Genomic DNA, 25,056 nt, shown 5'->3' with positions numbered 1-25,056 from the left:
ACGTAGAAGAAAGTGCATGCTGCAGTTTATGGAGCACCACGTCACCCATGTGGGAGGGGGCTTGCTCCCGAAAGCGGTGTGACAGGCGGCAAAACTTGTGGCTGATCCGACGTCTTCGGGAGCAAGCCCCCTCCCACCTATGACCTGTTTATGACGAAACCCGGGAGCCAGACGCAAAAATCCCGCCACAGGGGCGGGATTTTCTTCAAACCGAACGACGTCTTACGACGGGAACAGCTCGGACAGCTTCATCGACAGCATCATGTCGCCTTCAACGCGCAGCTTGCCGCCCATGAACGCTTGCATGCCGTCGGTTTCACCGCTGACGATGTCTTTCAGGGTTGCACTGTCCAGTACCAGGGTGCAGTTGGCGTCCGGGTTTTCACCTTCCTGGATGTCGCAAGTACCGTCTTTGACGATCAGCGCGTAGTGCTTGTCTTCGTCGGTGATGTTGAAACCGAAAACCAGATCCAGACCGGCAGCAGCGGCTGGGTTGAACTTGGCTTGCATCGCTTTTACGGCATCAGCTACGGAGGTCATGGTTCGATCCTTTCTTGGGTTAGGCGCTGGTTGATTACAGCAAGGGTCACAATTATCCGGACTCAGCGGAAAGTGATGAGTTCCGGAGCCTTCAGCAGTTGCAGGTGTGCGTGACTGTTGAAGGAGGCCAAAGCCACCTCGCGACCGCGGAACTTCAGCTGGTTGAGCGAGGTGTTGACGATTTGCCAATTCAGTTCAAATGCCTGCCGGGCAGGCATTTGGGTAATCAGGTGGAGCAGGGCGGTGATGGTGCCGCCGGAGGTGAACACGGCGATTTTCTGGTTGCCGTCGGCCTGTTCGAGGATCCGGTGCAGTCCGGCCTGTACCCGCTCGACGAAACCCAGCCAGCTTTCCAGCCCGGGGGTGTCGTAGGTGCCTGCCAGCCAGCGCTCGATGACCAGGGCGAAGATACGCTGGAATTCGGCGCGGTTCTGCGCCGCGTTGCGCAGGATGTCGATGGCTTCCGGCTCGTCCTCGAGCATGGCCGGGATCAGGGCGCGGATGATCGCGTCGGCATCGAACTCGTTGAACGCGGAGTCGGTCTCCAGCGTCGGTACCGACAGGCCCTTGGCGCTGAATTGCTCCAGCGCACTGCTGGCCGTGTGTTGCTGACGACGCAGGTCGCCGGCCAGGCAGCGATCAAAGCGGATTCCCAGCTCGGCGAGGTGCTGTCCGAGGACTTCTGCCTGGCGCACACCGATGGGCGACAGGACGTCATAGTCGTCTGCACCAAAGGAGGCCTGGCCATGTCGAATCAGATAGATGCTGCCCACGTCCGCGTCATCCCGGTACGTTGAAGGTTTGGCGAGGTTATGAGGATGAAAGAGTGCTGTCAATGAAAAAACATACGCTTGTTTGAAATGCTCGTTACAGGCCTGTTGCCAGAGGTTTCACGGCTGGCCGACGAGGCGGCGCATGGGTATGCTGGAACCATCCCGCGCGTGTTTTGCATCCGCGCATTGTTTTAAGGAGTCTCTGTGGAGTTTTTCACCGAATACGCCAGCTTCCTGGCCAAGACCGTAACGCTGGTGGTCGCCATCCTGGTGGTGCTCGCCAGTTTTGCTGCATTGCGCAGCAAGGGCCGGCGCAAGTCGGCGGGGCAGTTGCAGGTCAGCAAGCTCAACGATTTCTATAAAGGCTTGCGTGAACGTCTGGAGCAGACCCTGCTCGACAAGGATCAGCTCAAGGCCCTGCGCAAGGGCCAGGCCAAATCGGAAAAATCCGAGAAGAAGCAGAAGAACAAACCCGAGAGCAAATCCCGGGTGTTCGTGCTCGATTTCGACGGTGACATCAAGGCCTCGGCCACCGAGAGCCTGCGTCACGAAATCACCGCACTGCTGACCCTCGCCACGCCAAAGGACGAAGTGGTACTGCGTCTGGAAAGCGGCGGCGGCATGGTGCACAGCTACGGTCTGGCGTCCTCGCAACTGGCGCGTATTCGCGAGGCCGGCGTGCCGTTGACCGTGTGTATCGACAAGGTCGCGGCCAGCGGCGGTTACATGATGGCGTGCATTGGCGAGAAGATCATCAGCGCGCCGTTCGCGATTCTCGGCTCGATTGGTGTGGTGGCGCAGTTGCCCAACGTCAACCGTCTGCTGAAAAAGCACGACATCGATTTTGAAGTGCTGACCGCCGGTGAGTACAAGCGCACCCTGACCGTGTTCGGCGAAAACACCGAAAAGGGCCGGGAGAAGTTCCAGGAAGACCTGGACATCACCCATCAGCTGTTCAAGAACTTCGTTTCCCGTTATCGCCCGCAACTGGCCATTGACGAAGTGGCCACCGGTGAGGTCTGGCTTGGTGTTGCAGCGCTGGACAAACAACTGGTCGACGAACTCAAGACCAGCGATGAATACCTGGCCGACCGGGCGAAGAAAGCCGAGGTTTATCACCTGCATTACGCCGAGCGCAAAAGCCTGCAGGAGCGCATCGGCATGGCTGCCAGCGGTTCAGTGGATCGCGTGCTACTGAGCTGGTGGAGCCGCTTGACCCAGCAACGCTTCTGGTAAGAAAAGGCCAACGAAAAACCCCTTTCACTGTAACGGTGAAAGGGGTTTTTTTATGGTGGCGGTATATATGTATAGTTTGAGTTTGAATAGTTGATTCGAACTTGAAGTTTTTCATCGGCAATTCGCGCTTTTATAAAAAGGCCTGCTCGATAAGCTGTTGCTACTTTCAGTTTTCGAGATATTCAGAATGTCTTCCTTACCTGTACAGGCTGTCGCGCCTGTATTGACACCCGAACAAAAAGGCATGTTCTTTGAGTTAATCAAGAACAATGCTCCCGGCTGGCTGCTGTCGGCATCGGATGAACTGCGTCAAACACTTTATCAAAGCATGATGGCCAGCCATCGCGCCCAGAGTGAAATGGACCCGTTTCTGAAGACGCTCAAGTCGCCCGAAGCATTTTGCGCGCCGTTACTGACCAGCGCCATGTCGCAAAAGCTCGACAACTCGCTGGATATCAGCGGGGTGATTTTTCAGCATGTGCGCTCCACCTCCAGTCTGTTGGGCTTGCGCAGGAAACTGGTGTTGCCAGTCGATCGGGATCTGCTCACGGCCGCCTGCGAAAACTTCGAACTCCGTGAGACTCAGGCCACAAATTATAACGATACCTCCTTGATCTATATTCCCGAGAAAGTAACCGGTCGAGAAGCGCATATATTATCGATCCAGCCCCATGAATTTGCGCTGTTGTGTCGAACCCTGGACTTGGGCCAGCAATATCAGACTCATCTTCGTGCGGTCTTCAATGTGGATGCCGAGGCCAATCCGTTGCGCAGCAAGTTTACTGCGAACTTGCGGTGTCGCTTCGAGGTGGATCGGCACGTCGCATTGCTGAAGAAACACATCAGTGTCGAAGTGCATGAGATGTTGCAGGCAGTCAAGGATAACCAGGACACGATCAAACTGGGCAACAACACCCTGGGTTATCAGGCCTTGCAGATGCTGGGTGTCACACTTAACGGTGTGCTGTTTATCGGCCCGGTGAGTGTGCACGCCGATGACGACTATCGATGCGTTGTTTACCTGCCAGGTGATCCGTTGCACCCGCTCAAGGAGTATTCATCCTTCAGCGATTTCGAGAAACAGTTGAGCCAGCGGTTGAAAGGCGCAGCGTTTCGCCAATTCTTCATGCGCTACATCAAGATCAGTGAGCGCGCAGCGTGGGTGACTGAACTCGATGGGCGTTTGTATGCGCACAGTCATTCAATCCTGCCTCGTGCCGCGTTCTACGTGACGTTGTCCGGCATCGATTTTGCGGGTGACCCGTTCAGCCTGATGTATCGCCAGCACGCCGAACAGACCATGGCCGACGCTCGGCTCGTAGTGGTCCCAACGGACGATGAAGACGAGAAAACCCGGCTGGCCCGACTGGACACCTATAAGGCAATCGGGGTCGACCTGCTGTTGGTCGCCGTATCGTTCATACCTGTAGTAGGAGAGGCGTTATTGGCGGTCACTGCGGTGCATTTGCTCTCACAGGTCTATGAAGGGATTGCCAGTTGGTCCAGAGGCGAGCAGGAGCAGGCGACGGATTACTTTTTTGATGTCGTCGAAAACCTGATTCTGATGGCGGCTTTCGCTGCGAGTACCAGGGCGGTAGGCACAGCGTTCAAAGTCGTCAGGTCATCGGCTTTTATCGAGCGCTTGCGCATGGTCAAACTGGCTTCAGGGCAGCCTCGCCTTTGGAAGCCTGACCTGCACGTGTATCAACAGCGTCGGGCCTTGCCTGCCGGAGTGCGTCGCGATGGCCGCGGCTTGCGTTGGGTCGATGGCCAGGCGTACCTGACGCTCGATGATCTGCACTATGCAGTGCGCCCCGAGCCTCAGACCGGGCTGTGGGAAGTGCAGGCGCCGCCGGAATCGGCGAGCCGCTATGCACCGCTGCTCGAAACCAATGATCGGGGTGCCTGGCGTCATGACAGCGAGCTGGTTCAGGACTGGGATCGATTGAAGCTGCTGCGCCGCTTCGGCCATCCCCGCGAGGAGCTGTCGGATGCCAGTGCGCTGCAGGCTCTGGCTGTCTGCGGTATCGAAGACAGCGTGTTGCGTCAGATCCATGTAGATCGCGGTCATCCGCCGGCCTTGCTGCTCGACACGGTGTGGAGATTTCGCGCCGATGCAGCGGTGACGGAGTTTATCGAGCAACTGCAGATTCCGTTGTCGGCCCCCATGGCGGATGCTGACCTGCAATTGCACCTGCTGACGACATCGGCCAGTTGGCCGGCAGACTGCGCCATCAGTGTCGTCGATGCAGTGGGCACGCCAATCAATCGTTATGGCGCACCCACCGCCACTACGATCCTGAAGATAACTCAGCAGGATGTGCATCGGGGGAAACTGTACCGTTCTCTGCTGGCTGCACTCGGCAGCCAGCGGCGCAAGAACTTGCTCGGCTTGACGAGCCAGGATTCGGCGGTTCAGACACGCAAGCTGGTGCAAATCATCGGCCAGCAGGCACAAGGTCGACGGGAGCCGTTGTTCCAGTGAATCTATCGACGCCGCGAAGCGCCGAGCAATGGTCGGGTGGCGTTGCTGATGAAGACCTTTGCCGATCTGCCTGCCAGTGTTGCCGAGGAGTTGGCGGGCAGTGCCCTGGATGGCGAAGCGCAAGAGCTGGACGCTGCCCGCGTACCATTGCGGCTGGCGCAGGAGGTACGCCGCTATCAACAGGCAATTGCTGTGTGTCGAGCCTATGAAGGCCTGTACCTGGATAGTGGCGGTGGCCACAGTACCAATCGTCTGGTGCTCGATGCCCTTGAGCATTTGCCGGGTTGGTCAGGGGCTTCAGCGATCGAGATACAGGAGTGGTCGGGCAGCCATGACAGTGTTGCGACGACGGCGTCAAGCTCATCCAGTGAGCGGGTGGTCATCAATGTGTTGGCGGACCGCATCAGCGTTCAGCAGGGTAATGATGCTGCGCTGAAGTCATTTTCCGGGCGCACCCGCGAGCATTATTTCCAGGCCCTTTGGCATGGGTTGTCGGCGCAACGCAAGGTCGCGTTGGGCCTGTCGCTCGAGACCGGGGCGAGCGGGCTGCGGGAGAAAATCACCGAACTTGCCATGAAACGGCGAACAACGTTTGCCAGAACCATGGGCGGCCGTCCCGGCGATTATTCGCCCATGGCCCTGGCTGAACGGCCACCGGCAGGGCCCTGGGCGAACTCAGGTGTGAGCGTTTCAGTGATGGTGCGCCGTATTCAGGAACTCTACCCGGCCCATTCCCCTGCGCAGATCCATGCGCTACTCAACGTTTTGGGCCGCAATGAGATTCTGGTGCTGATGAAGCTGGAATTGCTGCGGCTGGAGTTTCTCGGTATTCGCGAAGTCTTGAATCGTTGGGTGACGCGGCAAACGCAGTACAAGGGGATCGATGGCTCATTGGTTGACGTTCCACAGTCAGCGAAGGCCCGTGCCATGCGCGCGATCATCCGCTGCTGGCGCAGAGAGCCAGGGGCCTCGGGCGACGCGCCACCCGACACCTTGAGCTTCGCTCCGGAGCCCTTGGGAGAGTTGCCACTGCTGGTCGGGGACTTCAGCCATGTCACGCATCTGGTCATGGAAGGCATTACGCCGCAGGGACTGACGGCGTTTTTGCGTCATTTCAGAAATTTGCGCAGCCTTTCCCTGAGGGGGAACCAATTGACCCAGTTACCGATGGCATTGGAGCGCATGCCCTGGCTGACGCATCTGGATCTGAGCGAGAACCATATTCGTCTATCTTCTGCATCGGAGCCGTCACTGGCGCGATTGAAAAAGCTGCGGGTGCTGAGTCTGGACTTCAATGCAGACCTTGCGCATGCCCCGGATGTCAGCTCGCTGCCGGATCTGGAAATACTGCGCTTGCGCGGTTGCGCAATCGATCATTGGCCCGAGGGAACCACCGGTTTGAAACGACCGCAACTGATCGATCTGCGCGATAACCAGATAAGCACGGTGCCGGAGGCGGTACTCAGGGCTCCGTTGGTGGTCACCCGCGCCGTTCGCCTGATGGGTAACCCCTTGTCGCCTGACTCTTTGCGACAGATTGCGACGTATCAGCAGGCGAACAGCGTCAGTTTCGGTGTAATGGCCCGGGTCTATCGACATCAGCCGCTACCCAGCGTGTCGTATGAAGGTCAGAGTGCGCGCTGGCTGACCGGCAGGCCTGCCGTCGAAGCGATACCGCGCAGCGTTACCTGGGAGGCGGTAAGGGCAGCGCCCGGCTCGCGGGATTTCTTCAATGTACTTTCACAATTGATCCACACGGCCGATTACACCCGGTTGTACCCGTATTTCAGCCAGCGTGTGTGGAATGTGGTCGAGGCGGCCGCTGAAGACACGCGGTTGCGCAGCGAATTGTTCCGCACGGCGCGCGTCGCCACCAGTGTCGATGGTTATTCCGCGGTGTTCAGTGAGATGGAAGTCCAGGTTCTGTGTTACCGAGCCACGGTCGCGGCCGGGATCGATGGCGCGCCGCTGGAGCGGCAATTGACGCATTTGCTCAGAGGCTTGTTTCGCCTGCAAACGCTGGAAGAGCGCACCTTGGCAGAGATCAACGCCCGCGCCCAACCGAGTGTCTACGAGCATGCGCTCGAATTCAGTCTGGCCTATCGGGTGGGGCTGGCGGAGCGTCTGAATTTGCCTGGGCAGCCAAGGGCGATGAGCAGCCCGTTGAATGTCGAGGTCTCGCAGGTAGAACTGGATCAGGCCAATCAGGCCGTGATGCGTATTGAAGGCTCTTCGGCGTTTCCCGACTGGTGTATCGGCCAGCGATTCTGGGTCGAGTTTCTCGAATCGGCCTACCCCGACGCTTTCGCCCTTGTCTATGTTCGAACTTCGCAGGCATTAGCGCGCCTGGAGGAGCAGGCGGAGCTGACGCGCGATCAGGCAGCGGTGCAGATGAACGCGATTCACGACAATTTCAGAAATGAGCGTCAGGCGCTGATTCGCCAGCTCACCGATCAGGCACTCGCGCGCCATCCGGCCAATGAGCTGGCCAGTTCGGATACAGAAGAGGAGGGAAGTACGCCTTGAGCAGGTGCTCAAGGCGTATTCGAGTCAGCGGCGACGGAACAGCGGCAGCGGTTCGTCAGTGGCGGCCTGGTAGGTCACCGAGAAGTCTTTCAGGCTTTCCAGTGCCTCGTACGGGTCCTTGTCGGCGCGCAGGGCGAACGCATCGAAACCGCAACGGTGCATGTAGAACAGCTGATCGCGCAGCACATCGCCTATCGCCCGCAGTTCACCTTTGAAACCATAGCGGTCGCGCAGCAGGCGGGCGTTGGAGTAGTTGCGGCCATCGGTGAAGGCCGGGAAGTTCAGCGCGATGACCTGGAACTGCGCGACGTCGTCACCGATTTCCTCGGCTTCTTCATCGGCGTCCAGCCACACACCCAGCCCGCCGTCGCGGGCCTTGAGCGCGTGAGCATGATCGCGCCACAGGGCCAGCGGCACGATCAGGTCGTCGCAGTTGGAGATACCGTCGAGGGTCGCGTCCTTGGGCAGCAAGTGCCAGGTTTCGTCGACCACCTCGTTGTTCTTAATGATTCGCTGCATAGACGCGTTCCTTGAAGAGGTCGATGCCAATACGCTGGTAGGTGTCGATGAAGCGCTCGTCTTCGGTACGTTGTTCAACGTACACGTCGATCAGCTTCGAGATCACGTCCGGCATGTCGTCCTGGGCGAAGGACGGGCCGAGGATCTTGCCCAGGCTGGCGTCACGGCTGGCGCTGCCACCGAGGGACACCTGGTAGAACTCTTCACCTTTCTTGTCCACCCCGAGGATGCCGATGTGGCCGACGTGGTGGTGACCGCAGGCATTCATGCAACCAGAGATGTTGAGGTCCAGCTCACCGATGTCGAACAGATAGTCCAGGTCGTCGAAACGGCGCTGGATCGATTCGGCGATCGGGATCGACTTGGCGTTGGCCAGCGAGCAGAAATCACCGCCCGGGCAGCAGATGATGTCGGTCAGCAGGCCAATGTTCGGCGTGGCGAAACCACCTTCACGCAGCTCGCCCCAGAGGGTGAACAACTGGCTCTGCTCGACGTCGGCGAGAATGATGTTCTGCTCGTGGGACGTGCGCAGTTGACCGAAGCTGTAGCGCTCGGCCAGGTCGGCGACGGCGTCCAGCTGCTTGTCGGTGATGTCGCCCGGCGCAACGCCGGTCGGCTTCAGCGACAGGGTCACGGCCACATAGCCCGGCTTTTTGTGCGCCAGGGTGTTGCGCGAACGCCAGCGGGCGAAACCCGGATGCTCTTTGTCGAGTTCGGCCAGGGCGGCAGTCTGGTTCTCCAGCGCCTTGTAGTCCGGATCAACGAAGTGTTTGGCGACGCGATGCAGTTCGGCTTCGGTCAGTGTGGTCTGGCCACCGCGCAGGTGTTCCATCTCGGCATCGACTTTCTGCGCGAACACTTCAGGGGTCAGCGCCTTGACGAGGATCTTGATCCGCGCCTTGTATTTGTTGTCGCGACGGCCATAACGGTTGTACACACGCAGGATGGCGTCGAGGTAGCTCAACAGGTCCTGCCATGGCAGGAATTCGTTGATGAAGGCGCCGACCACCGGGGTACGGCCCAGGCCACCGCCGACCAGCACACGGAAGCCCAGTTCGCCGGCGGCGTTGTGGACCGGCTCCAGGCCGATGTCGTGGACTTCGATGGCCGCACGGTCAGCGGTCGAACCGTTGACGGCGATCTTGAACTTGCGCGGCAGGTAGGCGAATTCCGGGTGGAATGTAGTCCACTGACGGACGATTTCGCACCATGGGCGTGGGTCGATCACTTCATCGGCAGCGACACCGGCGAACTGGTCGGTGGTGACGTTGCGCAGGCAGTTGCCGCTGGTCTGGATCGCGTGCATCTGCACGGTGGCCAGTTCCGCGAGGATGTCCGGAATGTCTTCCACCGCCGGCCAGTTGAACTGCACGTTCTGCCGGGTACTGATGTGGGCGTAGCCCTTGTCGTAGTCACGGGCAATCTTGGCCATCATGCGCGTCTGACGCGATGTCAGTTGGCCGTAAGGCACCGCCACGCGCAACATCGGCGCAAAACGCTGGATGTAGAGGCCATTTTGCAGGCGCAGGGGGCGGAATTCTTCTTCGCTCAGCTCGCCTGCCAGATAGCGTCGGGTCTGATCACGGAACTGCTTGACGCGGTCCTCGATGATCCGCTGATCGTACTCGTCGTATACGTACATATAAGTCCTGTTCTCAGGCTTTGGGCTACTCGGAAAACGCTGCGTTTTCGCTTGCTGGAGTCCGATGGTGCCTCGGCAATTACGCGCGCACGGCCGCGCACTCCCTAACGGAGCCGGGGCAATATACCCGTTTGCAGTTATGCGCAAAAGTGATGTTTGAGTATATGTAAAGAACCAAATCGCCTAACGAGAATAGTTGTTGATTAACCCACATTTGTCGCGGGGACAATCATCGTCTTAACTGTGATCGAGTCTTTCTGCAATCACCGATAAAACCGACAAGAGGCGATGCAATGAGCAATCCGACCAAGGCAAGAAAAAGCGATAGCAGTGTCGATGCATGGGCCATTCTGTTCCTGATTATTCTGGTAGTAGGGACGGCGGTATTCTGGGTCAGTCATCAGTAAACGACCGATCCGGGTCCGCTTCCGACGATTGTCGGACAAAAAACGGGATCAGGCGTCAATAGTCGCTGGTTCGAGGGCTATAATGCGCGGCCATTTTTCCTTGGGCCCGGATCATTCATGTTGAAGTTTTTCCACCTCAGCCTTCTGCTGTTCGGTGCGGTTTTCGGCTCTGCGGCCCGGGCCGAGTCGGTGCTGTTCCTCAATCCTGGGTCAACTCAGGAAGCCTTCTGGGTCAGCTACTCGCAATTCATGCAGGCGGCCGCCCGCGACCTGGGTGTCGATTTGCAGATTCTCTATTCCCAGCGCCAGCCGGAATTCACCCTGGCTCAGGCCAGAGTTGCCCTGCAGGGACCGAATCGTCCCGACTATCTGGTATTCGTCAACGAGCAGTACGTGGCGCCGCAGATCCTGCGCATGGCGGAGGGCAGCGGGGTCAAGCTGTTCATGGTCAACGCGGTGCTCACCCCCGATCAGCAGGCGCTGATCGGCGAGCGTGCCGATCGCATCGGCAGCCTGGTGCCGAATGACGAGGAGGGCGGCTACCTGATGATGAAGGAACTGATTCGCCTGCATCCGCCGGTGGCGCGGGGCGAACAGATTGAAGTACTGGCGTTTTCCGGCCTGAAGATCACCCCGTCAGCGCAATTGCGCGAGCAGGGCATGCAACGCGCTCTGGCCGAGCATCCGCAGGTGCGACTGCGGCAACTGGTGTACAGCGGCTGGACCCGGCAGCGTGCCTACGAGCAGGCGCGGCAACTGGTCAGCCGTTATCCGAAGGTGTCGCTGGTGTGGGCAGCCAATGATGAAATGGCGTTCGGCGCCATGCATGCGTTTGCCGAAGCCGGCAAAGTCCCTGGCAAGGATGTGCTGTTCAGCGCGGTCAATACCTCACCCGAGGCGTTGCAGGCGGTGGTCGACGGGCGCTTGAGCGCGCTGGTGGGCGGTCACTTCACTCTCGGCGGGTGGGCGCTGGTGGAGTTGCACGATTATGAGCAGGGCGTCGATCTGGATCGTTTTGGCGGACGTGACCGGCAATTGTCGCTGCTGCAACTGATCGACAAGCATCAGGCACAGCAAATGCTGGCCATGGGCGCGTCGCCGGATTACGGCGTGAGTTTTCGCAAGTTGTCGGCCAAGGGCCACCCCACGTCGTATCGCTACCCGTTCAGCCTGCAGATCCTGATGCACTGAAACCCGTCAGACCCCGGCGAAATGCAGTACCAGCTTGACGATGACAAACAGCGTCAAAGCGAACACGGCGGTGAAGCCGATCCCCAGGATCACGAAATGGCTGGGCTTGCCATGGGTGAAGTCCCTTGCCCGGTTCTTCCCGCTTTGCACGCCGAATGCCGCAGCCATCACGCTGTGCAGCATCTGCCAGAAGCTCGGTGGCTTGTTGTCGACTGGATCGTCCATAAATCCCCCGTCCGAAAGGCTGTCCCGATAGCATAGTCAATCCAGCGGGTTGTGCCGTGGTCGCACGCGGGTTCCAGACTTGTCCGGTAACACGTCCACGCCAAAACGATAATTATGTACCGCAGATCACCGTGGCGGACATGGTGTCCTGTCCTCCCATTTTTCAGGAGAGACAGGATGTCCACTCATCCCCCGACATTGCCCCGCACGCCGGTCAGCGCCAGCCTTCACGGCAAGCTGCTGGAGCAGCTGATCCCCGATTGGCTGATCGCCGCTTCACCCGAGCGGCGGGCCGCGATGAAAGTGGCCAGTACCCGGCCAGCGCACGGCTATCACCATTTCTCGAATGATCAGCAACAAGCCTTGAAAGAGCGGGTCACGGCGGCCTTTGTCGCCCAGAGCCGACTCGACAAGACCATGGCCGGCCTTGAAAGCGTCGATGCATTTGCCCAGGCGTTGCTCGGTAAGGCACTCAAGGACCAGTTCAACGTCACGGTCGATCTCGGCAAGACCTTGCTGTGTCTCAGACGGCCCCTCGAACTCGGGGTGCTGGAAGTTGAAGTTTCCACGTTCGAAGTGTTGAAGCTGCCCTTGCTGCAAGCGGCATTGCACAACTTCGAGGCTTCGGAATGTGAAGCAGGTGCCTATCACGCCAGATCCGGTTTCGTGGTCGAGACGGCAACCCCGGGCGAGTTTCAGGCAGTAGACATCGGCATCACGGTCAGGCAGTTTCTGACGCTGTGTCGTTCGCTGGACGTCGGTGCCCGTTATCAGGCAAGGATCAAAGCGTTTTTCGAGAAAACCGACACCTTGCGCCGGCACTTCATTGCCAGCCAGAAAACCGCGTTGCGTGCCGCCGCTGAATGGGCGCTGCTGAAACAGGACATCGAGCCCGCCGACTACCGGATGATTCTGTCGGTGGTGGACGGCCAGATCTATCCGCAACTCGGCGGCAAGGCCGTGTGGTTTCGTGATCTGAGCCTGATGAAGCGGCGGATGACCGGTTGCGTGGTGTTCAGCATCAGCGAGCGCTACCGCTACACCAACGAGTTCATCGTCTACATTCCCCATGACCCACAACACCCGCTCAAGCGCTACACCATGGCGCAGATGCGTGAGGTGTTCAAAGGCAAGTTCACCGCTGCTGACCCTACGGCTTCCGCGCCAGGCCCGACTGCTTACCAGCAGTTTTTCAGTCAGTTCGTGGCCTATGCCGACCGTCCTTACTATTTCAGTCAGTTCACCCAAAAGGCTGCGGACTCGCCGAGTGACCCGTTGCATTCGATCTGGGTCAAGGTTGCACAGCTGATACCGCCACTGTCGACCATCGCGCGAATCAAGGAGCTGCCACCCGAAGCCCCCGGCAAGCGCGAGCCGCAGCCCGAACCGTTTCTCGACCCGTTGCCGACCACGCGCAAAGGCGTGGCCGGGATCTGGGCCGACAACACCGATCTGTGGCAATACCTCTACGAACAGCACCGGGCCAAATTCATCGCCGATGCGAAGGCCCACGCCGTCCCCACAGCAGACGTCGACGCCCGGGTACGCGCAGAAAAACTCAGTCATCTGCTCGAGCTCGGCATGATGGCGTTGAACCTGGTGTCGATGTTTGTCCCGGTACTGGGCGAAATCATGATGACCGTGATGGCCGGGCAACTGCTCTATGAATCATTCGAAGGCGCCATCGAATGGTCGGAAGGTGATCGCCAGGCTGCCAAGGCGCATCTGGTCGATGTGGCGCAGAACCTGGCGCTGATTGGCGTGATGGGCGCGGTCGGCAAGGGCGCAGGCCGACTCCAGGCGGCCTCCGCCGAGCCCGTGATCGAGCATCTGCAGCCGGTCGAACGGCCTGACGGCTCGGTCCGCCTGTGGAAGCCTGACCTTGATGCTTACGTCAGCGATAGTGTCCTGCCGGCGAGTGCCGTGCCTGATGCGCAGGGCGTGTATCGATTCGACGGCAAGACCTTCATTCGCCAGCAGGGCAAGGTCTACCAGACGCACTACGACGAGACCCTGAAAAGCTGGCGCATCCGCCACCCGCATGATCCTGCGGCGTATCAACCGATCCTTGAGCACAATCGACTGGGGGCCTGGCGCCACAACCTGGAGCGACCGTTGAGCTGGGATCGACTGACCCTGCTGCGGCGCATCGGTCACTCGACTGAGGCGTTTTCGGATGCGCAACTGCTCGAAATCGCCGATGTCAGTGGTGTCAGTGATGAAGCCCTGCGCCAGATGCACCTCGATCATCAGCCAGCGCCACTGGCCCTGGCCGACACTTTGCGCCTGTATGAAGCGGAGCAGCAGGTCGGGCGGCTGATCGATCAGGTCGAACGAGGAACCCCCCTGGATGATTCGTATCTGCTGACGCTGCCAATGCTCACGCAAATGCCGCGCTGGCCGAGCGGAAAGATTCTGCAAGTCTTCGACGGAGCGCAGCTGTCCGGCCCCAGCCGGCTGTTCGGCGCAGAATCAGGCTTGATCGAGGGCCAGACGCATACACCGATCCAGGTGACCCGCGCCGAAGTGCTCGACGGCCAATTGCCTGAACGTATTCTGGCCGCGCTGGATGAGCCGCAAACACGTTGGCTGCTGGGCGCCGAGCCGGCGCGTGTGGTCGAATCGCGGCCGCTGGAACTGCGCAAACAGATCGCCGATTACCTGCGCACCCGGCAACCGGCGATGTTCGACAGGCTCTATGACGAGCCCGCGTTGAACGACCGGCGAATCGCCAGGCTGCAAGCCGCGACACCGGGGTTGGGCAGTTCGGCGGCAATCCGCGTGCTGCTGGAGGCGAACGCCGAGGAGCTGGCGCGCCTGCAAAGCGGCAAGCGGGTGCCGTTGCGGCTGCTGGAGATCTCCCGTGAATTTGCCCGGCGACGCCGCTTCAACCACGCGGTCGCCGGCCTGCACATGGAAAATTCCGGCGGCAGCGAAAGCCAATGGCTGACCTTGCGCGCCCTGGAACGACTGCCGGGCTGGTCGGACGAGGTGCGTCTCGAGGTGCGCGAAGGTAGCCTCGACGGGCCGTTGATTGACAGTGTCGGCAACGAAAGTGCCGGCCAAACCAAGTATCTGGTCAAGCGCGGGCCGGTCTATCAGGCGTACAACGAGCGCGGCGAAGCGCTCAACAGTGTTCCGCGTCACGGCGACAATTTTTTTGCCTCAATCCTCCATGCCTTGCCCGATCAGTCGCGGCAGGCCCTGGGTTTTACCCAGGTTGCGCGTAGCGCCCGACTGCGTCGGGCACTGATCCGGTATGTGGCCCGACACCGTGTCGAACTGGCTCGACTGGCGAGCAGACGCCATGGCCACAAGCAACGCTTCAAGGCGCCGGTGCGGGTACGCCAGCACGGGCTGGGTTATTACGCCAGCGGTCGCGGCGAAGGCGTCAATCCGTTGCTGGTGACGCGCGTGCAGGATGTGTATCCGGCGTTAACGGATCAGCAGGCGGGCGGGTTCATCCTCAAACAACTGGCCGCCGGGCGGACTGACGCGCAGATCTACGAGCTGTTGCAAAGGCGCCTGCGTGAATGGCAGGAACTCGAATCGTCGCTGGCGCAATGGGAAGGTGTGCCGGCCCCGGAGCCGACGCTGGAGTCGATGATCGGCGGCCGATCCAGCGTGGTGCGCAGCCTCAAGCAGAGCTGGCGCAATTCGCCGCTGGCCGATAGCCGCGCGAGTGCCGCACGCCTCGATTTGACCTGCGATGACCCGTTGCCGGTGCTGACGGCGGACTTCTCGCATGTGCGCGATCTGCGAGTCAGGGGGCGGTGCATCAGCGATGCCAACGTCGATGAACTGTTGGGCAGTTTCCCCAGGCTCAAGTCGCTGCGCATCAACGCCACCGCAGAAGCGTTCACCAACGTGCCGGCGGTGTTGCAGAACCTGCCGGAATTCACTGACCTGACGCTTTACAGCGCAATGCCCTATGCCGCCGATATGCCGGCACGCCTGGCTCAATTGACCCGGCTGGAAGCTTTGAGTGTCAGCACCTCGAGCTATCAGCCGCTGGCTTTCGACGTCAGCGGCATGCGTAATCTGCGCACACTGGAAATCGTCGCCTATTCATTGTTCGACTGGCCTGCGGGTGCGCTGGATTTACCGGCCCTGGAGCGTCTGAACCTCAGGGACACCGGAATCAGCACCGTGCCGGCAACACTGTTGCAGGGGCATGGAAAACTCTGGTCGGGGCTGTCGCTGGACTGGTCAAGATTCTCCCGGGAAAACTTCACGGGCGTGTACGAATACGTCAAGACTCATCCAGAACACCTGATCGATCGAGAAACGATGGTCAGGGATTATTGCCGTGGCGAGTTGCGGCGCCTGGGCGAGGGCGTGAATCAATCACCCGAGGGGGTGTTCAATCGTTTCTTCGAGCAATGGCCGGACGAGCAGCAGCGTTTCACCGCGATCAATGCCTTGAGCGATCAATATGCTGCGCTGGATAGCCAGCTCAATCAGTGGCAGCAGCGCGTGGTGGTGTCGGAAGAATCGCTGCGCGAACTCGTCGCGCGATCAAACCTGGCCCATGTCCTGAAAACCAGTTGGCGCAAGGGCATGTTCAAACGCTACGGCGCGACCATCAGTGCTTCGACCCTGGACTTGTCGGGGCTGATGCTCAGCGAACTGCCGGCATTACCCGCTGACGCATTTGCGCATGTACGCACGCTGCTGCTCAGTGGCCAGCGCGTTGCAGCCGTGCAGATGCGCGGTTTCCTCAGTGCGTTCAGCGAAGTACGAACCCTTGATCTGAGTGACAATGCCTTGCACGAATGGCCGATCGAGTCGCAAAGCCTTTCGCGCCTGGTGCACCTGGATCTGGCCGACAACCAGTTGACCGACGCTTCAGGCCTGGAGCGCGGATTGAGTGAATTGCCTGCGCTCGAACAGTTGAATCTGCGGAACAATCCGCTGAGCGAGATGAACGTTGGCAGCCTGCAGCGCTTGAAGGCCCTCGACCTGCAGGCAACGCACCTGCAACAGTGGCCGACAGGGGCCGATGGTCTGCCGCAACTGGCGTGGCTGGATCTGCGCGACACCCGTATCAGCACGCTGCCGCCTGCCGTGCTCGAGAGCACCGCACTGCTCAATACCAACCTGACCGGTACGCCGCTGACCGCCGCGGCGTCGGCTGAACTGCGTCTGGCGCAACGGCGGCTCGAAGACACCCTCGGCCTGCCTGCCGGCGCGCTGGATGCGTTTGCCCGGCAGCCAGTGCCGGCGACTTTTCCGCCGGCGGAGAACGGTGTATCAGTGGCCCGCCAGTTGCTGCCGCTGACGCAGGCACCGGTCAGTACCGGGCTGACACGGATGCGCCAGGACCTGCAGCGAGTGCAGCCGGCCCTTAGCGATGAACAAGCCACGCAAATGATCGAGGCGCTGCGCAATGAGGGTGCGACCGAAGTGCAGATCGGCGAGCGGATCACCGGTTGGAGTCAGACCTTTGAAACCATCGTTCGCCGACTCAATGGCTGGCTGTATACCCGGGAAACCCGTGGCGTCGATTGGGTCATCTCCTCGCAATCACGCAGCCTGGCGGCGTGGCGCATCCTCACCTGCTGGCGCGCACGGTTATCGGTTGCCGGGGTCGATGCGCTTCTGGATCTCAACGGCCTGCAATTGGGCGATCTACCGCCGCTGCCCGAGGATTTCGGGCATGTCGGCAGCTTGAACCTGACAGGCACACGAGTGACGGCCGAGGGCAGCAACGGCTTTCTCAAGGCTTTCACTCACCTGCGCAGTCTGACCCTAAGTGGCAATGAACTCACAGCGCTGCCTGATGCCGTCGGGCAAATGCCGCAGCTCGAGCGACTCGAGCTGGCCAGCAACAACTTCAGTGACACCGAGCCGCTGTATGCCGCGCTGTCCGGTCTGCAGCATCTGCAGGCACTGGACCTGGGCTACAACCATCTCGATGCGTTCGACGTCAGTTACTTCGAGCATTTGCAAAGTCTGGATCTACGCAACAACAACCTCACCGAATGGCCGGCCGGGACGCTGGATGCGCAGCACCTGCGGACACTCAACCTCAGTCGCAACGACATCACCGCCATCCCCGAACAGGCGCTGGACGGTGAGCACGATGAGCTGATGGACGGCACCGACCTGACTGACAACTACAACCTCTCGGAGGAATCCCTCGAAAGGCTCAGAACCTATCAGGCTGCGGGTAACCGCCCGCGAGTGCTCGGTTTTTCCAGTTCCGATCTGGAGGAAATGGCTGACGACGTTGCCGGCGGGCTGAGTGAAACCACCGACAGCATCGAGTCCGACGAAACCCTCCCGGGCGAACAGGCCCATGCGCAACAGAAAGCGCCGTGGCTGGCGAATCTGCCGGCGGATCAGGCGTTGGCACGCGACAGGCTCTGGGATCAACTCGCTGCCGAACCGGATAGCGCGGCATTCTTCCATTTGCTTGATCGATTGCAGGACACCCAGGAGTTTCGCGTGGCCAACGCCGATCTGACCCGACGGGTGTGGATGGTCATGGAAGCGGCGGCGGCCAACAGTGAGCTGCGCGAGGTGATTTTCGCCGGTTCGGCCACACACGGGACTTGCGTGGACGGGCGCATCCTTACGTTCAGTGGTCTGGAGGGCAAGGTCTTCACTTACAACGCCTTGCTCGATTTGCCGGCCGTCCGGGAATCCGCGGCGAGGCCTTGTTGTCGCTGTCGCGGCAGCTGTTCCGGCTGGACAAGGTCGATGAGCTGGCAAAAGCGGCGGCGGCGCGTAGTGGTTTCGACGAAGCCGAAGTCCGCCTCGGTTATCGGATCGGTCTGACCGGGGGCTGGGACGATGGACTGGAATTGCCCGGGCAGCCGAAAAACATGAAATTTGCCTCTGGTGTCACCCCGCAGCAGTTGGTCAATGCGCGGGCCGAGGTGGTCAGCGCGGAACGCTCCGAGAGATTTCTGGAGGACCTGATCCAGCGCGATTACTGGCTGGACTATCTCAAGGAGCAGCAGCCCGAAGCGTTCAGGCAAATGGATGAACTGCAGTTGATGGAGGAGGGCGAGGACGAAGGTCTGAGTGCTGACGATCCGCTGTATCTGAGCAGGTTGTTCGACCAGGCGGCCGCGCGAAATGCCAGGCTCATCGAATTGTCGCGAGAGGAGATCGAACGGATCGGTTTGTCTGCCGGCAACGCACAAATGCCCGGTACGTCCGGGCAAATGTCAGGCGGGTAAAACCCGCTGAACGGTCAGTCCCCGGGAGGTTCGGGGACTGACCGTTGCGCTTATTCGTCGTAACCGAGGTTCGGCGCCAGCCAGCGCTCGGTCACGCTCAGTTCCTGACCTTTGCGCGAGGTGTAGCTCTGCACCTGATCCTTGTCGACCTTGCCGACTGCGAAGTATTGCGCCTGCGGATGGGCGAAGTACCAGCCGCTGACCGCTGCCGCCGGGAACATCGCGTAATGCTCGGTAAGGAACACGCCGCTGCGCCCGGCACGCATTTCGCTGGCTTCAGGATCGAGCAGGGTGAACAACGTGGCTTTCTCGGTGTGATCCGGGCAGGCCGGATAACCCGGTGCCGGACGGATACCGGAGTACTGTTCTTTGATCAGCGCGTCGTTGTCCAGCACCTCATCCTTGGCGTAACCCCAGTGCTCTTTGCGCACTTGCTGGTGCAGCCATTCGGCGCAGGCCTCGGCCAGACGGTCGGCCAGTGCCTTGACCATGATCGAGTTGTAGTCGTCGCCAGCGTCCTGATAGGCCTTGGCGACTTCTTCGGCGCCGATGCCGGCGGTGGTGATGAAACCACCGACGTAGTCGGTCACTTCGCTGTCTTTCGGTGCGACGAAGTCGGCCAGCGAGAAGTTCGGTTTGCCATCAGTCTTGATGATCTGCTGGCGCAGGTGGTGCAGGCGCGCCATCGGCTTGCCGTCATCGCCGTACAGTTCGATGTCGTCGTCATGCACCTGATTGGCCGGCCAGAAACCGAACACTGCACGGGCGCTGATCAGCTTTTCGTCGATCAGCTTGGTGAGCATCTCGCGCGCGTCCTTGTACAGCGCGGTGGCCGCTTCACCGACCACTTCGTCTTCGAGGATGCGCGGGAATTTGCCGGCCAGGTCCCAGGAGATGAAGAACGGCGTCCAGTCGATGTACTCGGCCAGAACGTTGAGGTCGATGTTGTCCAGCACGCGGGTACCGGTGAAGGTCGGTTTGACCGGCGTGTAGTTGGCCCAGTCGAACTGCGGCTTCTTGGCGATCGCCGCCGCGTAGCTCAGGCGCTCGGTACGGGCGCTGCGGTTGGCGGTGCGCTCACGCACATCGACGTATTCCAGACGGGTCTTCTCGACGAAACCGGCCTTGAGTTCCTTGGACAGCAACTGCGTCGCGACACCGACCGCACGCGAGGCGTCGGTCACGTAGACCACCGCATCGTTGCTGTACTTCGGCTCGATCTTCACGGCGGTGTGCGCCTTGGACGTGGTCGCGCCCCCGATCATCAGCGGCAGATGGAAATCCTGACGCTGCATTTCGCGGGCAACATGGACCATCTCGTCCAGCGACGGAGTGATCAGCCCGGACAGACCGATGATGTCGCACTTTTCTTCCTTGGCCACCTGGAGGATTTTCTCCGCCGGGACCATCACGCCGAGGTCGACGATGTCGTAGCCGTTGCAACCCAGCACCACGCCGACGATGTTCTTGCCGATGTCGTGCACGTCGCCTTTTACCGTGGCCATCAGGATCTTGCCCTTGGCTTCCGGTTTGTCGCCTTTTTCCAGTTCGATGAACGGGATCAGATGCGCTACGGCCTGTTTCATCACGCGCGCGGATTTCACCACCTGCGGCAGGAACATTTTGCCGGCGCCGAACAGGTCGCCGACGATGTTCATGCCGGACATCAGCGGGCCTTCGATCACTTCGATCGGGCGGGCGAACGACTGGCGCGACTCTTCGGTGTCTTCAACGATGTGCGTGGTGATGCCTTTGACCAGCGCGTGCTCCAGACGCTTGTTGACGTCCCAGCTGCGCCACTCTTCGGTCTCGGCTTCCTTGACACTGCCGTCGCCCTTGTACTTGTCAGCGATGGCGAGGAGGGCGTCGGTGCCTTCCGGCGTGCGGTTGAGGATCACGTCTTCGACGGCGTCGCGCAGCTCCTGCGGGATCTGGTCGTAGATTTCCAGCTGACCGGCGTTGACGATACCCATGGTCAGGCCGGCGCGGATCGCGTACAGCAGGAACACCGAGTGAATCGCTTCACGCACCGGGTTGTTGCCACGGAACGAGAACGACACGTTGGACACGCCGCCGGAACTCAGCGCATACGGCAGCTCGTCGCGGATGTAGGCACAGGCGTTGATGAAGTCCACAGCGTAGTTGTTGTGTTCTTCGATGCCGGTGGCCACGGCGAAGATGTTCGGATCGAAGATGATGTCTTCCGGCGGGAAGCCGACTTCGTTGACCAGAATGTCGTAGGAGCGTTTGCAGATTTCTTTCTTGCGCGCTTCGGTGTCGGCCTGGCCGGCTTCGTCGAACGCCATCACCACCACCGCAGCGCCGTAGCGTTTGCACAGCTTGGCGTGATGGATGAACTGCTCGACGCCTTCTTTCATGCTGATCGAGTTGACGATGCCCTTGCCCTGAATGCACTTCAGACCGGCTTCGATCACTTCCCATTTCGAGGAGTCGATCATGATCGGTACGCGGGAAATGTCCGGTTCACCGGCGATCAGATTGAGGAAGGTCACCATGGCCTTCTTCGAATCGAGCATGCCTTCGTCCATGTTGATGTCGATCACCTGCGCGCCGGCCTCGACCTGCTGCAGGGCGACTTCCAGGGCTTCGGTGTAGTTGTCTTCACGGATCAGACGGGCGAACTTGGCGGAACCGGTGATGTTGGTGCGCTCGCCGACATTGACGAACAACGAGCTGCGATCGATGGTGAACGGTTCCAGACCGGACAGACGGCAAGCCTTGGGAATGTCCGGAATCTGCCGCGGTGCGTAACCGGCCACGGCCTTGGCGATGGCTTCGATGTGGCCCGGGGTGGTACCGCAGCAACCGCCGACGATATTGAGGAAACCGCTCTGGGCGAATTCTTCGATGACTTTGGCGGTGTCTACCGGCAACTCGTCGTACTCGCCGAACTCGTTCGGCAAACCGGCGTTCGGGTGCGCGGAAACGTGGGTGCTGGCCTTGTTCGACAGCTCTTCCAGGTATGGACGCAGCTCACTGGCGCCGAGGGCGCAGTTGAGGCCGACCGAAATTGGCTTGGCGTGGGCCACGGAGTTCCAGAACGCTTCGGTGGTCTGGCCCGACAGGGTGCGGCCGGACGCATCAGTGATGGTCCCGGAAATCATGATCGGCAGTTCGATGTGCAGCTCTTCGAACACCCCTTGCACGGCGAAGATCGCGGCTTTGGCGTTGAGCGTGTCGAAAATGGTTTCGATCAGGATCAGATCGACGCCGCCCTCGATCAGGCCCTTGGTGGCCTCGGTGTAGTTCTCCACCAGTTCATCGAAGGTGACGTTGCGGTAGCCGGGGTTGTTCACGTCTGGCGACAGCGAGCAGGTACGGCTGGTCGGGCCGAGCACGCCGGCGACGAAACGTGGCTTGTCCGGGTTTTCGGCGGTCTTGGCGTCGGCCACCTTGCGCGCCAGTCGCGCGCCTTCTACGTTTAATTCGTACGCCAGCTCTTCCATGCCGTAGTCGGCCATGGAAATGCGCGTGGCGTTGAAGGTGTTGGTTTCCAGAATGTCGGCGCCGGCATCCAGATAGGCCTTTTCGATGCCGCCGATCACGTCGGGACGGGTGATCACCAGCAGGTCGTTGTTGCCCTTGACGTCACTCGGCCAGTCAGCGAAGCGTTTGCCGCGATAATCCTGTTCTTCGAGCTTGTAGCTCTGGATCATCGTGCCCATGCCGCCGTCAAGAATCAGGATGCGCTCTTTGAGGGCTTGCTTGAGAGCTTGAAGGCGGACGCTGCGATCGGACATTGGGACTACTCGAAAAGACCATGACGAAGGGCCGGGATCATAACAAACCTGTGCGCTTTTGGAGCACGTGCTGCTTTTGCATGAATATCGTTCATGTTGGTACGAGCGTCATAATGTAGAATCGCGGGCGTTTTTTTCACGATCGGGATCATGGGCATGTCGTACCGCGTCATCAGCATTTTCTTGCTGTTCTTAAGCTGGGGCGCCATTGCGCAGGAACCCGCGATCTCACCTCCTATTTCATATACGCGTGACATCCAGCCGATCTTCACCGAGAAGTGTGTGGCCTGCCATGCCTGCTACGACTCGGCGTGCCAGCTCAATCTGGGCAGCGGCGAAGGCGCAGAGCGGGGCGCGAGCAAGATGCCGGTCTACGATGGCGAGCGCACTCAGGCGGCGCCGACCACTCGGCTGTTCTACGACGCTTTCGGCAAACGTGCCTGGCAGCAGAAGGGCTTTTATTCGGTACTCGACGCTCAGGGCAGCCAGGCGGCGCTGATGGCGCGGATGCTGGAACTGGGCCACAAAACCCCGCTGACACCGAATGCCAAGCTCCCGGAAGACATCGTCCTCGGCCTGCAACGGGAAAACATGTGCGCGATGCCCGCCGAGTTTGACGGCTATGCCGGCGCCCACCCGAAAGAAGGCATGCCGCTGGCGGTGACGGGGCTGACCGATCAGCAATACCAGACCCTGCAACGCTGGCTGGCGTCCGGTGCGCCGATCGACGAGCAGGGGCTGGCGCCGAGCGCCAGGGAAGCGCTGCAAATCGTCCAGTGGGAAAACCTGCTCAATGCGCCGGGGGCGCGGCAGAGTCTGGTCGGGCGCTGGCTGTTCGAACACTGGTTCCTCGCGCATATCTATTTCAAGGACGGCGAGCCGGGGCACTACTTCCAGTGGGTGCGTTCGCGCACGCCGACAGGGCAGCCGATCGACCTGATCGCCACCCGCCGCCCGAATGACGATCCGGGCACTCAGGTGTATTACCGCTTGTGGCCGGTGCGAGGGGTGATCGTGCACAAGACCCACATCACCTATCCGCTGAGTGCGGCGAAGATGGCGCGGGTCAAGAGTCTGTTCTACAGCGGAAACTGGCAGGTCAACGCGCTGCCGGGTTACGGCCCGCAGAGCCGGGCCAACCCGTTCGCCACCTTCGAGGCGATTCCGGCGCAGGCGCGTTATCAGTTCATGCTCGATAACGCTGAATACTTCGTCCGCACCTTCATTCGCGGGCCGGTGTGCCGTGGGCAGATTGCGACGGATGTGATCCGCGATAACTTCTGGGCGCTGTTCCAGGCTCCGGAACATGATCTGTACATCACCGACCCCAACTATCGCGGCCAGGCCACGCCGTTGCTGGCAATGCCTGGGCAGAACGATGACGTCGGCAGTGTGCTGAGCCTGTGGCACAACTACCGTAACAAGCGCAACGAATACGAAGCCCTGCGCCGCGACAGTTACGCCGAACTGCCGGCTCCGAGCTGGTCAACCCTGTGGGCCGGCAACGACAACGCGCTGCTGAGCATTTTCCGCCACTTCGACAGTGCGTCGGTGACCAAAGGCCTGATCGGCGAAGTGCCACAGACCATGTGGCTGTTCGACTATCCACTGCTGGAGCGCACCTATTATCAGTTGGCGGTCAACTTCGATGTGTTCGGCAACGTCTCCCATCAGGCGCAGACTCGTCTGTATTTCGACCTGATCCGCAACGGCGCCGAGCAGAACTTCCTGCGCCTGATGCCGGCCGATTCCCGCGAGGACTACCTCGACGATTGGTACCAAAGCAGCGGCCAGTTCAAGATGTGGCTCGACTATGAGGCGATCGACGACGACAAACCGACCGCGCTGAAACTCGATCCGAAGGACCCGAAATACGATTTCGCCACGCAGTTGCTGGCGCGTTACGGCGACCTCAATGCGCGGCCGGATCCGATCAACCGCTGTGACGGCGCCTACTGCTCGCGGCCGAATATCGACCCGGCGCTGCAGAATGCCGAGCAGGCGCTGAGTCGCCTGACCTCGCGTCCGGCCGCCGGTTTGAAGGTGATCGACCAATTGCCGGAAGCAACCATGCTGCGCATCGAAACCCGCAGCGGCAAACGCGAGATGTACAGCCTGCTGCGCAACCGTGCGCACAGTAACGTGGCGTTTCTGTTGGGCGAGTCGCTGCGCTATCAACCGGGGCTGGACACCTTGACCATCTACCCGGGCGTACTGAGCAGCTATCCGAATTTCATCTTCAACATTCCGGCCGAACAAGTGCCGGAGTTTGTCGATGCCATGGAGAATGCCAAGGATGCCGAGCGTTTCGAGAAAATCGTCGAACGCTGGGGGATTCGTCGCAGTCACCCGCAATTCTGGTTCTATTTCCACGACCTGAGCCAATACCTCCACGAAACCGACCCGGTGGAAGAGGGCGTGCTGGACATGAACCGCTACGAGAATCTTTGATCGTTTAATACAGGCCTGCTGTCCCAGTTCTTAGCAACACCGCACATTCCCTGTAGGAGTGAGCCTGCTCGCGATGGCGTCAGTCCATTCAGAATGGTTGTTGCCTGACA

At 60.2% G+C, this 25,056-nt stretch carries 13 protein-coding genes; 7 read left to right on the top strand and 6 right to left on the bottom strand.

What is annotated here, in order from left to right:
- Window positions 1-222: 222 nt before the first annotated feature.
- Both QMX91_RS07330 and QMX91_RS07325 read right to left on the bottom strand, forming a co-directional pair.
- Window positions 223-540, bottom strand: a complete 318-nt coding sequence (locus QMX91_RS07330) for an SCP2 sterol-binding domain-containing protein (RefSeq protein WP_027613701.1) — start codon at window positions 538-540, stop codon at window positions 223-225.
- A gap of 62 nt (window positions 541-602) precedes the next feature.
- A complete protein-coding gene (locus QMX91_RS07325; protein WP_027613702.1) occupies window positions 603-1,313 on the bottom strand; it encodes a histidine phosphatase family protein in 711 nt (236 codons plus the stop codon).
- A gap of 204 nt (window positions 1,314-1,517) precedes the next feature.
- On the opposite strand from QMX91_RS07325, the gene sohB reads away from it, so the two are divergent.
- From sohB to QMX91_RS07310, 3 genes are all read left to right on the top strand, one after another.
- A complete protein-coding gene (gene sohB, locus QMX91_RS07320; protein ID WP_027613703.1) occupies window positions 1,518-2,549 on the top strand; it encodes a protease SohB in 1,032 nt (343 codons plus the stop codon).
- A gap of 157 nt (window positions 2,550-2,706) precedes the next feature.
- The gene (locus tag QMX91_RS07315; protein WP_282412481.1) at window positions 2,707-5,034 is read left to right on the top strand and encodes a DUF6543 domain-containing protein; all 2,328 of its coding nucleotides are present in this window, start codon (window positions 2,707-2,709) and stop codon (window positions 5,032-5,034) included.
- Between the two features lie 48 nt (window positions 5,035-5,082).
- Window positions 5,083-7,560 (top strand): NEL-type E3 ubiquitin ligase domain-containing protein, encoded by a 2,478-nt coding sequence (locus QMX91_RS07310; protein WP_282412480.1) that lies wholly within the window; start codon window positions 5,083-5,085, stop codon window positions 7,558-7,560.
- Window positions 7,561-7,584: 24 nt separating this feature from the next.
- Here the strand turns inward: QMX91_RS07310 and QMX91_RS07305 are convergent, their stop codons facing one another.
- Window positions 7,585-8,079, bottom strand: coding sequence for a DUF934 domain-containing protein (locus tag QMX91_RS07305; RefSeq protein ID WP_098964198.1), 495 nt, complete (start codon window positions 8,077-8,079; stop codon window positions 7,585-7,587).
- The gene (locus tag QMX91_RS07300; RefSeq protein ID WP_098964197.1) at window positions 8,063-9,721 is read right to left on the bottom strand and encodes a nitrite/sulfite reductase; all 1,659 of its coding nucleotides are present in this window, start codon (window positions 9,719-9,721) and stop codon (window positions 8,063-8,065) included. The genes QMX91_RS07305 and QMX91_RS07300 overlap by 17 nt, the downstream gene beginning before the upstream one ends.
- Before the next feature lie 524 nt (window positions 9,722-10,245).
- Between QMX91_RS07300 and QMX91_RS07295 the strand changes: the two genes are divergently transcribed.
- Complete coding sequence (locus tag QMX91_RS07295; protein ID WP_134786529.1) at window positions 10,246-11,319, top strand: ABC transporter substrate-binding protein; 1,074 nt, start codon at window positions 10,246-10,248, stop codon at window positions 11,317-11,319.
- Between the two features lie 6 nt (window positions 11,320-11,325).
- Here the strand turns inward: QMX91_RS07295 and QMX91_RS07290 are convergent, their stop codons facing one another.
- Window positions 11,326-11,544, bottom strand: coding sequence for a DUF2970 domain-containing protein (locus tag QMX91_RS07290; protein ID WP_007967863.1), 219 nt, complete (start codon window positions 11,542-11,544; stop codon window positions 11,326-11,328).
- A 177-nt stretch (window positions 11,545-11,721) separates the two neighbouring features.
- On the opposite strand from QMX91_RS07290, the gene QMX91_RS07285 reads away from it, so the two are divergent.
- Both QMX91_RS07285 and QMX91_RS07280 read left to right on the top strand, forming a co-directional pair.
- Window positions 11,722-18,327 carry a DUF6543 domain-containing protein gene (locus QMX91_RS07285; RefSeq protein ID WP_282412479.1) on the top strand — a complete coding sequence of 2,202 codons (6,606 nt, stop codon included), beginning with the start codon at window positions 11,722-11,724 and terminating at the stop codon, window positions 18,325-18,327.
- The gene (locus QMX91_RS07280; protein WP_282412478.1) at window positions 18,210-18,734 is read left to right on the top strand and encodes an NEL-type E3 ubiquitin ligase domain-containing protein; all 525 of its coding nucleotides are present in this window, start codon (window positions 18,210-18,212) and stop codon (window positions 18,732-18,734) included. The genes QMX91_RS07285 and QMX91_RS07280 overlap by 118 nt, the downstream gene beginning before the upstream one ends.
- Window positions 18,735-18,784: 50 nt before the next feature.
- Here the strand turns inward: QMX91_RS07280 and metH are convergent, their stop codons facing one another.
- The gene (metH, locus tag QMX91_RS07275; protein ID WP_282412477.1) at window positions 18,785-22,495 is read right to left on the bottom strand and encodes a methionine synthase; all 3,711 of its coding nucleotides are present in this window, start codon (window positions 22,493-22,495) and stop codon (window positions 18,785-18,787) included.
- 156 nt (window positions 22,496-22,651) lie between these two features.
- Here metH and QMX91_RS07270 point away from each other — a divergent pair, with 156 nt between their 5' ends.
- Complete coding sequence (locus QMX91_RS07270; protein ID WP_282412476.1) at window positions 22,652-24,946, top strand: fatty acid cis/trans isomerase; 2,295 nt, start codon at window positions 22,652-22,654, stop codon at window positions 24,944-24,946.
- Window positions 24,947-25,056: the final 110 nt, after the last annotated feature.

The sequence above is a fragment of the Pseudomonas sp. PS01299 genome (assembly GCF_029960145.1).
GTDB classification, from domain to species: domain Bacteria; phylum Pseudomonadota; class Gammaproteobacteria; order Pseudomonadales; family Pseudomonadaceae; genus Aquipseudomonas; species Aquipseudomonas putida_A.
This window is presented reverse-complemented; position numbering and strand designations above follow the sequence as displayed.

Coding starts and splice junctions, on each gene's coding strand:
- QMX91_RS07270 (WP_282412476.1), top strand. CDS start 22,652: ATGTCGTACCGCGTCATCAGCATTTTCTTGCTGTTCTTAAGCTGGGGC.
- metH (WP_282412477.1), bottom strand. CDS start 22,495: ATGTCCGATCGCAGCGTCCGCCTTCAAGCTCTCAAGCAAGCCCTCAAA.
- QMX91_RS07305 (WP_098964198.1), bottom strand. CDS start 8,079: ATGCAGCGAATCATTAAGAACAACGAGGTGGTCGACGAAACCTGGCAC.
- QMX91_RS07330 (WP_027613701.1), bottom strand. CDS start 540: ATGACCTCCGTAGCTGATGCCGTAAAAGCGATGCAAGCCAAGTTCAAC.
- QMX91_RS07290 (WP_007967863.1), bottom strand. CDS start 11,544: ATGGACGATCCAGTCGACAACAAGCCACCGAGCTTCTGGCAGATGCTG.
- QMX91_RS07300 (WP_098964197.1), bottom strand. CDS start 9,721: ATGTACGTATACGACGAGTACGATCAGCGGATCATCGAGGACCGCGTC.
- QMX91_RS07310 (WP_282412480.1), top strand. CDS start 5,083: ATGAAGACCTTTGCCGATCTGCCTGCCAGTGTTGCCGAGGAGTTGGCG.
- QMX91_RS07295 (WP_134786529.1), top strand. CDS start 10,246: ATGTTGAAGTTTTTCCACCTCAGCCTTCTGCTGTTCGGTGCGGTTTTC.
- QMX91_RS07285 (WP_282412479.1), top strand. CDS start 11,722: ATGTCCACTCATCCCCCGACATTGCCCCGCACGCCGGTCAGCGCCAGC.